The 13,417-nt window shown below is 60.7% G+C and carries 13 protein-coding genes; 1 reads left to right on the top strand and 12 read right to left on the bottom strand.

The window, feature by feature from the left end:
- Positions 1 to 11: 11 nt before the first annotated feature.
- Both DN412_RS34860 and DN412_RS34855 read right to left on the bottom strand, forming a co-directional pair.
- Positions 12 to 980 (bottom strand): flavin reductase family protein, encoded by a 969-nt coding sequence (locus DN412_RS34860; protein ID WP_115215735.1) that lies wholly within the window; start codon positions 978 to 980, stop codon positions 12 to 14.
- Between the two features lie 29 nt (positions 981 to 1,009).
- A complete protein-coding gene (locus DN412_RS34855; protein WP_115215734.1) occupies positions 1,010 to 2,287 on the bottom strand; it encodes an acyl-CoA dehydrogenase family protein in 1,278 nt (425 codons plus the stop codon).
- A 148-nt stretch (positions 2,288 to 2,435) separates the two neighbouring features.
- On the opposite strand from DN412_RS34855, the gene DN412_RS34850 reads away from it, so the two are divergent.
- On the top strand, positions 2,436 to 3,341 hold the full coding sequence (locus DN412_RS34850) for a LysR substrate-binding domain-containing protein (protein ID WP_115215733.1): 906 nt from the start codon (positions 2,436 to 2,438) through the stop codon (positions 3,339 to 3,341).
- A 78-nt stretch (positions 3,342 to 3,419) separates the two neighbouring features.
- On the opposite strand, the gene DN412_RS34845 is transcribed toward DN412_RS34850, so the two are convergent.
- From DN412_RS34845 to DN412_RS34800, 10 genes are all read right to left on the bottom strand, one after another.
- The gene (locus tag DN412_RS34845; RefSeq protein WP_115215732.1) at positions 3,420 to 4,886 is read right to left on the bottom strand and encodes an NAD-dependent succinate-semialdehyde dehydrogenase; all 1,467 of its coding nucleotides are present in this window, start codon (positions 4,884 to 4,886) and stop codon (positions 3,420 to 3,422) included.
- A 126-nt stretch (positions 4,887 to 5,012) separates the two neighbouring features.
- Positions 5,013 to 5,786 carry a 4-hydroxy-2-oxoheptanedioate aldolase gene (gene hpaI, locus DN412_RS34840; protein ID WP_115215731.1) on the bottom strand — a complete coding sequence of 258 codons (774 nt, stop codon included), beginning with the start codon at positions 5,784 to 5,786 and terminating at the stop codon, positions 5,013 to 5,015.
- Between the two features lie 8 nt (positions 5,787 to 5,794).
- Positions 5,795 to 6,598: a 2-oxo-hept-4-ene-1,7-dioate hydratase gene (gene hpaH / locus DN412_RS34835; RefSeq protein WP_115215730.1), complete on the bottom strand. Its 804-nt coding sequence runs from the start codon at positions 6,596 to 6,598 to the stop codon at positions 5,795 to 5,797.
- Positions 6,599 to 6,637: 39 nt separating this feature from the next.
- The gene (locus tag DN412_RS34830) at positions 6,638 to 7,615 is read right to left on the bottom strand and encodes a Bug family tripartite tricarboxylate transporter substrate binding protein (protein ID WP_115215729.1); all 978 of its coding nucleotides are present in this window, start codon (positions 7,613 to 7,615) and stop codon (positions 6,638 to 6,640) included.
- Between the two features lie 100 nt (positions 7,616 to 7,715).
- Positions 7,716 to 9,098 (bottom strand): MmgE/PrpD family protein, encoded by a 1,383-nt coding sequence (locus tag DN412_RS34825; protein WP_115215728.1) that lies wholly within the window; start codon positions 9,096 to 9,098, stop codon positions 7,716 to 7,718.
- Between the two features lie 25 nt (positions 9,099 to 9,123).
- Positions 9,124 to 10,017, bottom strand: a complete 894-nt coding sequence (locus tag DN412_RS34820; RefSeq protein ID WP_161564091.1) for a tripartite tricarboxylate transporter substrate-binding protein — start codon at positions 10,015 to 10,017, stop codon at positions 9,124 to 9,126.
- A 136-nt stretch (positions 10,018 to 10,153) separates the two neighbouring features.
- Positions 10,154 to 10,990: an alpha/beta fold hydrolase gene (locus DN412_RS34815; protein ID WP_115215726.1), complete on the bottom strand. Its 837-nt coding sequence runs from the start codon at positions 10,988 to 10,990 to the stop codon at positions 10,154 to 10,156.
- 12 nt (positions 10,991 to 11,002) lie between these two features.
- Positions 11,003 to 11,878, bottom strand: coding sequence for an alpha/beta fold hydrolase (locus tag DN412_RS34810; RefSeq protein ID WP_115215725.1), 876 nt, complete (start codon positions 11,876 to 11,878; stop codon positions 11,003 to 11,005).
- 18 nt (positions 11,879 to 11,896) lie between these two features.
- Complete coding sequence (locus DN412_RS34805) at positions 11,897 to 12,244, bottom strand: hypothetical protein (RefSeq protein ID WP_115215724.1); 348 nt, start codon at positions 12,242 to 12,244, stop codon at positions 11,897 to 11,899.
- Between the two features lie 66 nt (positions 12,245 to 12,310).
- Positions 12,311 to 12,868 (bottom strand): VOC family protein, encoded by a 558-nt coding sequence (locus DN412_RS34800; protein WP_115215723.1) that lies wholly within the window; start codon positions 12,866 to 12,868, stop codon positions 12,311 to 12,313.
- Positions 12,869 to 13,417: the final 549 nt, after the last annotated feature.

Here is a 13,417-nt window from a genome sequence, read left to right as displayed (position 1 = left end):
GACGGCACACTTTAACGGTCTTGCAAGGCCAGCAGCACACGCTTGGCCGCCGCAACGTCGGATTCGGATAGGCCTTGGAGTTTCCCCGCAGCGAATGCCGCCGACCGAGCAGCGATGGCCGCATTTGTGTCACGCCCCGAGCGAGTCAATTCAAATCGGCCCGCTGCATCCTTGGCGATATAACTGTGTGCCTGGAGATCGGCGAGCGTATCCTCGACCGCTTCGTGCCCGAGATACGTCAACCGCTCCAACTCCTCCACCGAACACGCGCCCACGCCCAGCTTATTCAGGACGCGCGTCGACGATGTGTTAAGGCCGAGGGCCTCACGATGCTGCTGGAACTGTGCCGACATGCGCTGATTGGCGATACTGAGCAGGCGCAGCAAGGGGACAACGGCCACATCGCTGGCGGGAGCGGTTGCGGTGGCTTCGCGGCTGGCCAATACGTAAGGATGACTTTGCGTAACTGCATACTGTCCTTGCGCGAACAACAGCGGCTCACCTTGGTAGCTCGCATGGCGCTCCACACGCATCAACAGGATAAAATGGTCGCCCCCATCAAGCACAGCGTGCCGACGGCACTCTAGATGGGCAATAGCCCCGTCCAGTAGTGGCGCGCCATGTGCATCCGGTTCCCACGCAGCCATCTGGAAGCGATCAGGATGGGCAGAGCCAAACCACTGGGAGACCTGAACCTGATTGGCTGACAGTACGTTGACGGCGAGGTGCTCCGCTTCGCAGAAGTCCGCCGCCCTAGCGGACTCTCGGCGAATGGACCACAACACCAGAGGCGGGTCGAGGGACACGGCAGCAAACGAGTTCACCGCCATACCCAATAGCTTGCCGTTGTGGCGTGCCGTGATGACCGCTACGCCCGTCGGGTACTGGCCCAGGCAGCGCCTGAATGCGCGACTATCAGTGTCCGGGTACCCCTGCTCAATGAGGCGCGCGTCGTTGGAGGTAAGGGCTGTAAGGCTCATGGGAGTATCCTTGCTACGAACGATGACGCTTACTTGTAGTAGGAGACCATCGCCATATCGACCTTGGACTGCGACGGCCCAGGCTGATCAAACATGGATCCGATGTATTGGCAGGCCGCAGCCTCACGCCCGGCCGAACCGTGGTTGCGCATTGCCATCAGGTCGCGGAAGGCGTTCTGCATGGGATTCCCCTCCTTGATCGCCGCGGCGCCGGCATGGGGCCAGATGTCCGCGAATGCTTCAAAGCATGTACCTGCGGCATCGGAAGCCTCGTAGCGGACCCGGAGCTTCTCCATCTGCGTTGGCTCCTCTTCGCGGCATGCCAGGTCGAACAGCATCCGCCAGTTCTCAAGGTGCCGTTGGCGCACCCCCTTGACCTTCGTAAGTGCCTGCGCCAGGCGCACCTGCATGAAAGGGTTGGCCGACGACGCCGTGCCGGTGCCTTGACGTCCCAGTCGCACACGCGTCTGCTCAATGAACTCCTGCAGGCCGCCCATGGTCATGCCGATAGCCGCATTGGACATCGTCGAGTTGAACATGGCCGAAAAGGACAAGCGGAACAGTGGCCGGTTGTTGATGACCAGCCCTGCATCCGCATCGTTGAGGGTGTCAGCGAGCTTGTGTACTCGGTATTCAGGAACAAAGACCTCGCGTAGCGTGACGGCTTTGCTGCCCGTACCTCGCAGGCCGGATACATCCCAGCTTTCGTGATCGATGGTGACATCGCTCAAAGGGACCACGTAGTTGCGATCACCGCCTCCAAGCACGACCCACTCAGCGTGGTCCACGCCACTGGAAAAGGTCCAGGTACCGTCGAGGATATAGCCGCCCTCTACGACACGGGCCTTGCCTATGGGCGCGTAGGAGCTCGATGCCACGGTGTCTGGGCCGTTTGCCCAGAATTCCTTCTGCATGCGCTCATCCATCAGCGCGACCTCGAACGAGTGCACGGTGAGTTGGCCGCCAATCCATGCTGCTGAGGGGTCCGCAGCGCCAATTCTCATGATGCCGTCAAAGAACGCGGCCGGCGGTAGCTCAAGCCCGCCGAACTGCAGTGGCGTGAGGGCTCGGAAAACGCCGACCTCCTTCATAGCGGCAACGGAGGCATTAGCAACCCGGCCAATGCGCTCGGACTCTGCGCGGTGCGCGTTGATGAGCGGAACGACTTTCTCGACGTTGGCGACGAACTCTGCGCCGGCCGCGAGCGCGCGCTCACGGTACGCGGTCCCATCCACGTCAAGAGGAAGAGGGTTCGTGGACTTACGGCTGGCGATGGATGCGGTAGCGAAAATGTCAAACGTTCCCATGGAGAGGTCCTGCGTGATCGAGTGAAAGAATGAGGAAAGTCTATGAGTTGGCCTTGCCCAACCAAAACGATCTCTTCTCCGCTACAATGACTTGTACTCATGCAAGAACACCGCCAGGCCATGCACCTGCCGCGGCGCCCCCGAGACAATGAACCGGCTTCCCTCCCTCACCGCCGTGCGCTACTTTGCTGTGGCCGCGCGCTGGCTTAGCTTCACCGTGGCTGCTCGTGAGCTCCATGTCACTCAGGGAGCCGTCAGCAGGATGGTCCAGGCACTGGAGAGCGATCTTGGCGTGCAGCTATTTAGCCGCAATGGCAGGTGGATCTCACTGACGCCAGCCGGCAAGGTCTATTACGAAAAAGTCAGCCAGGGGCTGCGGCAGATCGAGGCCGCGGGGACGCTGGTGCGCAAATCCACTGAAGAGGATGTCCTGTCTATCGTCGTGAATGAGGGCTTTGCGACGCTGTGGCTGGTACCCAAGCTGCCTGAATTCCGCAGCCGGCATCCCGACATCCTTGTCAATCTTTTGGGCAGTGATCCGGATTCGGCTGGCGAAGCTGCCGCGCTGGCCATCCGTTACGGCACGCCGCCGTGGCCGGGTTGCGTCGCGACGCGGCTGCCGGTCAGCACGACACTGGGCGTCGTATGCTCGCCGCAACTCCAACAACTCACCCGCCTGCGCCGGCCCGACGATCTCGTAGGTCGTCCCTTGCTTGCCTACACCGGCGGCAAGCGCGACTACTGGAAGGAGTACTTTGAGAAGCTTGATCTGCCCGTGCCCGACATGGCGCAATCACCACGCTTCCCACAATTGCTGATGCTCAGGGAAGCGGCCCTTTCTGGCATAGGCTTCGCGTTGGTGCCGCTGTTTCTTGTGGAGGCAGAACTGGAGGCGGGGCGCCTCGTTCGCGCCCTACCTCAGACGGTGGAGCCCGACCACGCCTACTACGTAACGCATCCGAAGGGCGCAGACCTTGACGAACGCGTCCATGCATTCAAGAAATGGCTGATTGCCAGGACCAAGGCGGCCCCGAAGCATGGGGAGAAGGCTTAAGCGCGACGCCCGCTGTGCCATCGCAAGAGAAATAAAGGCCCGCCCTACGCCTGTGGGTAGGGCTGCAATGCCGTGCTATCAGCGGCCAATCCCGCCCATGCACAAGTACTTCATTTCCAGATAGTCCTCCATGCCATGGTGCGAGCCTTCACGCCCATGCCCTGACTGCTTGACGCCGCCAAAAGGGGCCACCGCAGTTGAGATCAGGCCGGTGTTGATGCCCACCATACCGGTTTCCAGCGCCGAAGATACGCGCAATACCCGGCCTACGTCCCGGGAGTAGAAGTACGCGGCAAGGCCGAAGTGAGTATTGTTGGCCATCGCCACCGCCTCGGCCTCAGTGTGAAAGCGCAGCATCGGGGCGACGGGTCCAAACACCTCTTCAACGGCCACACGCATATCGGGCGTGACGTCGGCGAGAACAGTTGGCTCGTAGAAGGTGCCACCCAGTGCATGCCGCCGGCCCCCGGCGAGGAGTTTGGCGCCCCGCTGCAGAGCGTCCCCAACGAGATCCTCTACCTTGCATAGAGCGCGTTCATCGATCAACGGCCCTTGAGCCACGCCGGCGTCCATGCCGTTGCCAACCTTGAGCTGTGCGACCTCCTCGGCCAGGCGCCGCGCGAATTCGTCGTACACGCCGTCCTGAACCAGCAGTCTGTTAGCACATACACAGGTCTGGCCGGTATTGCGATACTTGGCAGTGATGGCCCCCTCGACTGCGGCGTCCAGGTCCGCATCATCGAAAACAATAAAGGGAGCATTGCCACCCAGTTCCAGCGACATCTTCTTGATCGTCGGAGCACACTGCGCAGCAAGTACTCGGCCAACTTCCGTGGACCCCGTGAAGCTAAGTTTGCGTACCACCGGGCTGTCAGTCAGTGCTTTGCCAATCTCATGCGCCCTGCCGGTCACGACGTTGAACACACCAGGCGGCACGCCGGCGCGGAGCGCAAGCTCCGCTATCGCCAGTGCACTCAACGGCGTTTGGGCCGCAGGCTTAACAATAATGGTGCACCCGGCAGCCAATGCTGGCGCTACCTTGCGGGCGATCATTGCGACCGGGAAGTTCCACGGTGTGATGGCGGCGCACACGCCCACCGGCTCGCGCGTTACGACTATCCTCTTGTCGGCCCAGGGAGACGGAATTGTCTCGCCGTAGGCGCGGCGCGCTTCCTCTGCAAACCATTCGGCATACGAGGCAGCAGAAGCGATTTCGGCACGGGCTTCGGCCAGCGGCTTTCCCTGTTCCGCCGTCATGAGTTGCGCCAGATCTTCCTGGTGGGCGATCATCATCTCGTACCAGCGTCGCAAGATGCGGGCGCGGTCATCGGCGGTACGCAAGCGCCAGCGCGCGAACGCATGTTCCGCCGCAGCAATGGCTCGCTCGGTTTCCAATGCTCCGGCTACCGGAACATGGCCCACGATGTCGCCGCTGGCCGGATTATGTATGGCCTCCGTCTCACCGCTTTCGGCGGCCTGCCACTCTCCGTTGATGAGGCATTGGCATTTGAGCAAGCCAGGGTCCTGCAGTGTCAGTGTGGGCATTATTGAGTGTCGTGCTTAGTAGGAAATGGGAGATTGGGGGCGCACGCCGCAGCCGCGAAGCTGCGCCGGGATGCGACCTGCGCGAAGAGATAGCAACGGAAGACTGGGGGCCGACCGTGCTGACGGTCAGGCGCCGAGCTTGAAGCTGCGTGCGAGTTCGACCGCTGCGCGCACCAGGAGCACCGTGTCCACCCCTACCGCCACAAACAGCGCTCCTGCGTCGAGATAGGAACGTGCCAGTGTGGCGTCTGTCGCAAGAATGCCAGCCGCCTTGCCGGCGGCGCGCACTGTCGCAATGCCTTCTTTAATCGCACGTTGCACTTCCGGATGGCCGGGTTGGCCACGCAAGCCCATCGCAGCAGACAGGTCCGCCGGGCCGAAGAAAACGCCATCGACGCCGTCCGTTTCCGCGATGGCTGCGAGATTCAGCAGCGCCTTTGGGGTCTCTGCCTGGACGAGCAGGCACATCTGGTCGTTGGCTTGGTCAAGATAGCCCTCCACGTTCCCCCAGCGCGCCGCGCGCGCCAATGAGGCCCCCACCCCCCGGATGCCTTGCGGCGGATAACGCATTGCGCGCGCCATCAGAGACGCCTCTTCCGGCGTGTCAATCATGGGCACGAGCAGCGTCTGTGCGCCGACGTCAAGGTACTGCTTGACCAAAGCTGTATCGCCCTCGACCGGCCGCACGACCGGATGCACCGGATAGGGGGCGACCGCTCTGAGTTGCTGAAGCACGCTACGCGGGTCGTTGGGCGCATGCTCGGCATCGAACAGGAGCCAGTCGTAGCCTGTGGCGGCGACGGCCTCGGCTGCATTGGCGTCGGCCAGGCCTACCCAGAGACCAATCTGAGGACGACCCTCGCGAAGCGCTTGCTTGAAGAGGTTAATTGGCATCTTCATCGCACACCTCAGGCGAAACGGAAGGACACTGTGCCCAACTGGCCATAGTCAACGTGAAAGCTGTCGCCGGCAGCCGCCGGTGTGGGCCGCGTAAATGAACCTGCGAGAATGACCTGGCCTGCTTCCAATCCTTCACCGTGCGCCGCGATCTTCTTGGCGAGCCATGCCACGCCTGTAGCTGGATGGTTGAGGACACCAGCGCCCAGCCCCGTCTCTTCGACAACGCCGTTCTTGAACAGCATCGCGCCAACCCAGCGCAGATCCACGGCGTCTGGTCGCACTGGCCGGCCGCCCAGCACAATGCCGGCGTTGGCGGCAAAGTCGCTGATCGTGTCAAACACCTTGCGCGGCGCCTTGGTTTCGCGGTCGAACTGCTCGATGCGGGAATCGATGATCTCGACCGCCGGCGTAACGTAATCGGTGGCCGACAGCACGTCGAACAGGGTGACGCCCGGGCCTTTCAATGGCCGCCCCAAGACGAAGGCCAACTCCACCTCTACGCGGGGCGCAATGAACCGCTCGGTCGGCAGTTCGCTGCCCTGCTCGAAGAACATATCGTCCATCAGCGGAGCAAAATCTGGTTCGCTGATCTGGCTGGACAACTGCATGGCACGCGAGGTCAGTCCAATCTTTCGACCCTTGACGCAACGGCCATCAGCAACCTCAAGGCTCACCCATTCCCTTTGAATGGCATACCCGTCGTCGATTGTCATCTGCGGGTACTGCGCGGAGAATTGCCGCAACTGAGTGCGCGTTTTGCGCGCGTCGTAGAGCTGGCGCGCCAGCGTCACAATAATGTCTTGAGAAAGCATGATTGGGGTTACGAATAGTGATATCTGGCAACCTGCCGGTCACTGGGCAACGATTCCCACGTCTCGGGCCAATGCAGACCATTCCGAGATCTCTGTGTCGACGCGCTTGCGAAGCTCTTGCGCGCTTGATCCGACGGGTTCGAAGTAGATCGCCTGTATGCGCCTGGACACCTCTGGTGACTTGATAATCGCCGTCAGATCCGCATTGAGCTTGCTAATCAACGAAGCTGGCGTTCCTGGGGGTGCAAAGATCCCCATCCAATTGTTGCGGATACCAGGCAGGCCCAGTTCCTTGAAGGTCGGCACGTCAGGGTAGACAGTCGAACGCTTGTCTCCGGTCACAGCCAATACCTTGAGCTTGCCATCCTTGACCAGCGGCAACATGCTGTACTCTGGCGTGAAGGCCAGTTGCGCGTCGTTGTTAATCAGTGCTGGCGCGTATTCCGCCGAGCCCTTGTACTGTATTGGCTCGATACGGATGCCCTTCTGCTTAAGCATCAGGTGAAAGTACAACAGCGAGTCGCCCCCTCCTGTGGTGGCGAAATTCAAACGGCCCGGATTCGCCTTGGCGTAACTCACCATCTCGTTGAAGTTTTTTGCCGGCAACGAGCCGGCCGCCGTCAGCGCAAAGCGCCCCTCGGCCACGAGGGTGACCGGCTCCAGCCCCTCCGGCACCGGCACAATGGGCTTCTTCATGAAGATCTTTGCCGCTGGCCAAGCGGGCGTGTGCATTAGCAGCGTCGATCCGTCCGCAGCGGCGCTAGCCACCGCCTTGGCACCAATCATGCCGCTGGCCCCAGGCTTGTTTTCCACGATGACGGTCTGCTTGACCGCATCATGCAGATCTTTGGCGAGGAGCCGGGCGAGTGCGTCCGGCGGCGACCCCGCCGGATAAGGCACGACGATTGTGATGGGCTTGTTTGGATAACCCTGCGCCACTGACTGTGTCGAAAACGGCAGGCTCAGCAAGGCAAAGGATAGGAGCTGGCCGCTGCGGCGGCGGATGGTGTCGATCACGGTAGTCCTGCTAGATTAGGTCAAGGTCAACTGGGGCTCGCTACGAGCAACTGGCGGCACCGATGACTCGCATGTCACCGGCGCCAGGACTATGGCCCGCTTATCGAACCAAGCTAGCAGCCAGAGGAGAGACGTCTTCGACGTTCTCCAGGTTATCCAACATCGCGAGCGCCTGAGCCGCCCGCTCGGGGCCGACAGTTCCCGCGAACTCCATATTCCTCCAGTACTTCTGGCGCACGAGGTGGGCCTCAACGGGATTGTCGGCCCAGCCAAGCGGCATCGTCAGACGACTTTCCGAAAGCCGTCGGCCATCGCGGAGCGTGACCACGAGACGGCTGTGCTGGTTGCCCGACAGTTCATCGCTAGGCGCAAGGCGAACCCGTTGGGTGAGTTCCAGGAGCTCCGGCACATGCAGGTTCTCTTCGGTGTAATGCTCGATGCGCACTTCGCGCCGCATCAGTACATTCGCGATGGCGTATGGAATGCTGAAGAGCAGCCGAGGCTGCGCGTCGCCCTGTTGAACTGGCTGATTGAGGAACATGTTAACGCGATGCGGTGGGACTTCGAGGATGACTTCGTCGATATCCTGCACATCAAAGACATTCGTCCGAACTATCTCAAGAGCGCTTTCGATGGGGTTGTGGTTGCCGTAGCAGGAGGGGTGCAGCTTGTGCATGCCCTTGACGTAATAGAGGCGCCCCAGGTCCGCAACGGCGTTCTCGGGACACGGCTTATTACCGTAGAGCGCAAAATACCCCTGTGGGCTCATCAGAGGATCCTTGACACCCTTGAACCCCCGCATCGCCATCTCCACGGCGATCACGGAATTGCTGGCCGCCATGGCGCCGGGCAATTTGAAACTGTCGACGCCATCCCACAGCGACTGGAACGAACCGGCCATGAGGTGCAGCAGGATGCCGAAGGCATTGACCAACTGGTCATGGTTGGCGCCCATCAGCCGGCCGACCAGCGCCGTGGCGCCGAAGGCGTTGGCGGTGCCGCATACCTCGAAGCACTTATTGAAATCGAACTGGTCCGCGACCGCCATACGCGCACCGATGTCGCCGCCCAGGATCACCGCCGCGAGCAGTTCTTTGCCGGAAGCCCGCGTAAATTCCGCAACGGACAGCGCTGTTGGTTCCGTGGTGCTACACACATGGCCCACCATCTTCCCAGCGTTGACGCCTTCGGCCTCCGGCCCGGTCACCTCGAAGTCGAACGAACGGCACATAACCGAATTCATCATGGCCGCGTGCTGCAACGGCACGCGGTCGCCATGCGAAATAATTGTAGCCTGCGACGCGCCGCCCCAGCTCCGTACCAAGTCCAGCAACGCTTGGTTTCCCGGGGCTTCTACACCACCAACAGTGCATCCGATCGCATCGATAAGCCGCAACCGTGCGGCCTCGACAGTCTCAGTATCGAATGACTCGAACTTCGTGTTGAGGGCGTGGTCAACGATCTGGTCAATTAGTCGCATCATCTTCTCTGTCTATAGCTGCAAGGTGTCACTGGGGCTCGTACTTTGACTCGCGGATTTGTTTAGACCAGAACGTGGTCGCCTCCCCAGCCAAGCCGCGCAGTTCCTTAGCGGGAATGTAGCGAGGCACGAAGCCGGCTGCAGTGATGAGGTCGCGCACGGCAGGCTCGGCTAGGGCGTCACGGATGGCGTTCTGCATCGTTTCGATCTGGGCAGCCGGCACCTTTGACGATGCAAACACGGCTTGCCAGTTCGAAGGGCCCACATCGATGCCGCTGGCGGCCATCGTCGGCACCTCCGGGGCCCAACCGACCTTTTGCACGGCCGCGAGCAAGCGGACCTTGCCGGCCCTGTATTGCTCCATCATTTCGCGGCACGGACCCACCGCAGCAGGGACGAAGCCAGCGGCCAGATCTATCACCATGGGTGCGCCGCCCTTATACGGTACCGCGCGGAAATCTAGTCCACCGTGCTTGCCGATCACGTAGCCGTAGAAGTGAGGCAGCGAACCCATTGCCGGCACGCCGTAAGTGGTAAGACGCGCGTCCTTTGCGGCTTCCGCCAAATATTCCTTGAGCGTTCGGGCGGCAACCAGTTTCGTATTGACAGCGAAGCACATGTCAAACGAGCTAAGGCCGGCGACGGGCTGGAAATCGCGCATCGCGTCATAACCAGTCGCCTTCAAAGTCATTGGCGTGATCAGGAACTGGTCAGAGGTCAGCATGAAGGTAGTACCGTCGGCCGGCGCCAGCTTCAACGCCTGCGCTGCTAACGCGCCCGCCGCGCCAGGCTTGTTCAGCACGATTACGGTCGTTTTTAGCTTCCTCTGCAAGCTATAAGCCAATGCACGGGCGACCGTGTCAGCGCCGCCGCCGGCCTGGTAGCCGACCAGCAGCTTGATTGTCTCGGGATATTGAGCCATAGATGGCGACGCAACCGATGCCGCCAGTGCAGCCGCTGCGAGAGGAGCGCCCCGCTTTGCCCAGGCAGCGCGGATCGAACGCAGGAGTATTGGAAATCGGCTAGTTTTCATAATCTGTCGTGGATGATGTTGCGACCTATTGCACGGACAGGAAGCTAACGACGTTTCGGTTGAACTCATCGGCTTTCTCAAAGGGCACCCAAAGGCCACACTTGCCATGGATGTGCACGCGCGAGTTGGGAATGCGACTGAGCATGAACAGGGCATGATCGTAGTTGAGGGTCTGGTTGTCGCGCCCCCAGATCACTAACGTATCAGCCTGGATGTGATGCAGGTCCTGCCAAAGCGGTTCGATGGTGTTCCCGGAAGCCCCGCCTTTACCTTCAGGAGCTTGAGCCATGAAGGCCGGATCGATGCTGGCCTCGTAGCGCTCGCGTACGATGTCATCGGTGATAAGAGATTTGTCGTAGACGGTGCGCTCAAGGTTGGCACGGATGCGCTCCATGCTGGGCCCTTCACCTGAATAGTAGTTGTGAGAAGCCGGCCGCGGCGTGCCGACCTGGAACAGGGACAGGCCGCCTGGCGAATTCACGACAACAAGCTTCCCTACGTGCTCCGGATAGTCCAGTGCCATCTTTAGCGCCACGGAGCCGCCAGTCGCCATCCCTAGCAGATGCGCATGCCGAATATTTAGGGCATCTAACATATCCCTGAAGGAACGGGCATAGAACGAGGTCCGTGGGCCTTCGATTTGTGGCTTGTCGGACAGACCGTAGCCTGGCAAATCGACAATGAGAGTCCTGAAATGCTGGGAAAGTGCCGGGAGGTTCCTGCCGAAGTTGCCCCAACCGAAGGCGCCCGGCGCACCGCCATGAATGCACAACAGCACAGGCCCCTCGCCGGCTTCGTGGTAGTGGATCCTGACATTCCCGGCTTGCACAAATCGGCCAGTCGCTTCGCGTGTCATAGTCATCGCAACTCTCCTTCAGGGGCGTCGCAAAAAGCTGATACTGGCTTCGTTGAATGCGTCTGGCTGTTCGTACTGTGCCCAGTGGTCGCAGCCATGCAGCTCAACGAGATCCGCGTTCGGCACGGTACGGGCAATCGCGTATGCATTTGACAGAAACATGTTTGGAGCATCGATCGCCGCGAAGACCTGGATCGGAAGCGATAGCGAGCGCCACTGCGCCTCGCTCAACGCCTGGCCCCCAAGGGAAAAAGCAAGCAGGTGCGGCATGGCCGCATTCATGCGGGGATCGCGATAGATCGCCAATCGAATCGCCACCAGATCGTCCGACAGCGTAGCGGGATCAATGACGAGGCCCTTCATGGCAGCATGGACCGTTTCCCAGGTGGGGTCGGCGGACGCGGTCAGCCTGCGCTTGCGGACTCCTTCGGCAACTCGGGCCTCCTCCTCGGCATCGGTGATGATGCCCGCCGGCGCCACCATGACGAGCTTGTCCACACGCGCCGGGTACGCCAGCGCCAACGCTGCGCCGACCCACGATCCCAACGACACCCCCACGACCGCCGCGCGGTCGATGTCCAATGCGTCCATCGTCGCGCGAACATGCTCGGCATAGTCGCTGATCAGATAGTCGTGATCGGGCTTGTCGGTCAGGCCGCAGCCGAGCATGTCAATGGCGACGACGCGGAAGTACCGAGCGTAGGCCGCAACATTGGCGCAGAAGTTCTCCAGGCTGCCGGCCGTGCCGTGTAGCATGACGACGACGGGAGCGTCCGCCGGCCCCGCTTCAAGATAACGTGTATGTACGCCAGCGGCGTTCACCCAGCCCAGTCGGTGCGTTGTAGTAAACAGCCGTTGCCAGATGCTCGGGATCCTGTTCGTTGTAAGGTCCATGGGTTCTCCTCCAATTGGTCACACGGCATGCGTGTGCGCCGGCAGCCCGCTGTCTTGAGCTGAGCATGCACGTGCACGCTCCAGGTGATCGTTGACCAACATAGAACTCGCGACTCCGCAATGTAGATGGTGCTGCCCCGCGCGCGTGGTGTTCAAGGCGAAGCCGCTCTTCGGCGTAAACAGGGCCACAAGGCCGTCAAGCAGGCCTTCGCACCCCACGAGCCGAAGCGCGGGATTGTAGCCGCCGCCATCCGGAGCTTCACGCTGGCGCCACGCCTCTGCAAGCATCGGCCACCGCATGCCATAGAACGCGACAAATATGTCGGCCCCGCTGCATTGCCACCGAAATCTGTCGGCGGCGGACACGCGATTTGGTCCTTTCTCCTGTGCCCTCTTGGTCTGCCAAGCAGATACAAGACGGGGTGCGGTCTCTCAGGCGGCAGCGCGCTGGGCTTCGATGCGCGCCTGGATGTGACCCATCCACTCCTCGCGCGTCATGAAGCCCGGTTGAGCCTGTACAGAAGCTTGCGTGCGGTCCCGGATTGCTTCCTCGGATTCACTGAGAAGGTCGAGTTCCCACCAAGTCGGCTGACTCACGTACCATCCTGTCGGCGTGTAGACCTCAATGCGATTGCCTTCCGGGTCGGCAACATAGACACTCCACGTGTTGCCGTGGTCCTTTTGTTGAAGGATAGGTACGCCTGCCTCATGGAAGGCAATGGCGAGCCGCTTCAGGTCCGACAAGTTCTCAACTGTAAAGGACAACTGGTTGGCCCCAGGCCACTCCGGCTTGCGGCCGCTGGCGAATACGATCTGGTGATGCTCTTCAGGATCACCGGTCATAAAGATGACTTGGTGTCCCGCCTTCGAGATGCCGACGTCCGACACTACCAAGCCGAACCAGCGCGAGTAGAAGCGGGCCACCAAGTCCGGGTCGAACGCATAGATGCCGGTGTGACGAAAGTGCGTCTTTGGCAATGCAGCCATCATTGTTCCTCTGTGTTGATGCTGGAAAGTGAGGCGGCACTGTGAGTCGCAAGCCGCCCATGGAGTTGACACCTACAGCAGCGATTCGCTATGGAACCGCGCCTGACATGGGGTAACTCTATGGGACAAGCCTTCATATCAAAAACGATCTTTTCTCCGCCAGCATGACTTCTAGTCATGGAAGATCCGAGTCTCTTCGCGGACTGGACCGCAGCGTCACTGCATCGCAGACTCACTTGACGGCGTTGACGTCGATACTGAGTCTCCGCTGCAAGGACGACGGCGACAACTCACAATTGGGTAGCGATGGAAGGATCCGTCGGCGTCGAACGACCATCACGATGCAAACAGGATGTCTGCTTAGAACCGTCGCTCAGACATTCGGTAAGTAATGCGTGAATGATCGGCAGGGTCGGGAAGCGACTTAGAGCATGCGGTTTTACACATCTCTGACCTTCCAAAGCGACCAGAGCGCCCAGGAAAAGCGTTTACTTTCAACGAGTTGAAGCGGCACTTGTAAACTCTCTAAGTCTCGCGTTTACTGTCGCATTT

The sequence above is a fragment of the Cupriavidus lacunae genome, from assembly GCF_003353055.1.
GTDB classification, from domain to species: Bacteria; Pseudomonadota; Gammaproteobacteria; order Burkholderiales; family Burkholderiaceae; genus Cupriavidus; species Cupriavidus lacunae.
Note: the sequence above shows the minus strand (reverse complement) of the source record. Positions and strands in the feature narration are given on the sequence as shown.